The following is a 2054-nucleotide window of genomic DNA, read 5'->3' on the forward strand; positions in this document are numbered from 1 at the left end:
TTCATCACTTTGAAGGTTATACATTATATTGATGATACGGTCTTTACTTATAAAATAAGCATTACGATTGTAGTTTTTATCACGATAAACTGTCCAACCCATTTCTTTTAATTGCTCTGAAACTTTATTGAAAGTAATCAAAACTTGTGGACTAAGATGAGCTTCTGCTGCCTCTCGCTCATGAAGGATTTTCAGATGTCTTTCAGCAAATTCAACGGCATTGTTAACATATTTTTCTACGTCATCATCATCCAAATGTTCAGAAATCGTACCAGCTTCCAGAAAATTTTGATAAGATTTCAGGATATCAATTCGACCTGTTAACGCTAAACAAGCCAAATGCCAGATTATGTCTATATTGTAGCTATATTTTTGAACAAGTGTTTTGCTTTCGATCGATGCTTGTAAATCTTGTGCGCGTGCCCATTGTATTATTCGCTCAGAGATTTGTGTTAACTCTTGCTCATTCAATGTCTCTACACAAATATCAATACCTTTATCAAAACCGCTAAAAATTCCCCCCCCAATCGTATTAAAAGACTGATAAATATCCGTAGGTCGTATCCAAATATATTCTCTCCTATAGTAAATATATTTGCAAGCTACAGAAATCTCTTCGTTAGAGATCTCAGCTTCAAGATGGACATTGTAATTGTCATGGAGATGTACAAAACCAAAATCAAATTGAATAAAACGATCTGGCAAAGAGAGCCACATTTTTCCAGGTTCCGTAGAAAACCACCCTTGGGTTTTAAGAATGCGGCTTGCTGCTGTAAGGCTTATCGAGCGCTGTTTGGGCTTTTTATGCGTTAGAATATCGTCTAACTCCCCATTCTTATAGGCTTGTGCAAATAAAATAAGGCGATCATACCGCGTCATCGCTTTGTAATCTGCAAATTCTGGTACATGTAATTGAGGTGCCGGTTTATCAGACCTTAAAGCATCCATATCGTCAAGCAAAGCTTGTGCAACAGCAGAATGATTGGCGGCTTCTTCACGTAATTTTTGTTCAATATTCTGCGTTTGTGCCCAAAAGATTACTTTATTTAGAGCTTCCTCAATATGGCTTTCAGAAAGATTCTGTGCTATAATTTCGAAATTTTCTTCTGCAGAAATCAACATATCATCATATTTATAGCGCGACTGTTCGCCATTATCATATTCCTCAGCAAGACAATAAGCGGCTGTAGTAAGATCAACTGATAGCCGCAACTTTCCACCATCTTCTCCATAATCTACAACATCGTAAAGAATGCGTATTATACGATCGGAGAGATGATAATAAGCAAATGTATCTCCCACTTCATGGCGATAAGTTTCCCAGCCTAATCTTTTTAAAATCTCTGTTACGTCTTTCGTTTTCATTATGCTTCACTTCCCTTTTAAATAGCTTGGATGCTGATCAACTTCATGGTGCAGTATACCTTCATCCCACTTCTTACCTAGCTGATTTTTAGCCCAATCTTTGTTAAATTTATCTAACTCTTTCTCCAATTCTTCTACACTGCCTTTAAACTTATCTATAGTACCTTTAAGATCTTTTTGATATTGATCAAATTTTTCTTTATTTTGCTTAAGATACTTTTCAGCTTCAGGACCACAAAATTTCATGCTTCCTGTTGTTCCACATATTTCTCTTAAACCTTTCTGCCCTTTACTTAATCTGGCTTTACCTGTTTTCGTCTCATTAAACGCTGGTTTTCCATCCTTAATAAATGTGATATCAGGACGTGTTCTTACCTTAATTGTACCTTTGTCTGTCGTTATTTCAATTTCAATCGTTAGTTCTTTTTTGCTTGGTGAAAATCCTTCCTCCTCTAATTTTTGTTTTTTCTCATCGCGTTTTTTGTCATGATGTTCCCTAGCTTTATTAAGCTTTTTACCTTTTCCATCATTATCATCGTCATTATTGTTTTGTGGGTCTTTGCCACTCGCCTGAGAATTTTTATTTTTTTCTTCTTTTGAGTTTTGATTTGTTTTTTCGCTGTCTCCTTCTGCACTCTTCGATGCAAACCAATAGGCAAGGAAATCAGCTATAGCGGTCCTATTGCCAG

General features: G+C 36.1%; 1 protein-coding gene and 1 pseudogene. Both read right to left on the bottom strand.

The window, feature by feature from the left end; all coding sequences use genetic code 11:
• The coding region (locus PVV57_RS10115; RefSeq protein ID WP_404977254.1) for a DUF6990 domain-containing protein at nt 1-1365 on the bottom strand (1365 nt) is incomplete at its 3' end.
• 6 nt (nt 1366-1371) lie between these two features.
• Nucleotides 1372-2054, bottom strand: a pseudogene (locus PVV57_RS10120) (hypothetical protein); the annotation flags it as partial.

It is taken from the genome of Bartonella sp. AU15XJBT (assembly GCF_028618615.1).
GTDB lineage: Bacteria > Pseudomonadota > Alphaproteobacteria > Rhizobiales > Rhizobiaceae > Bartonella.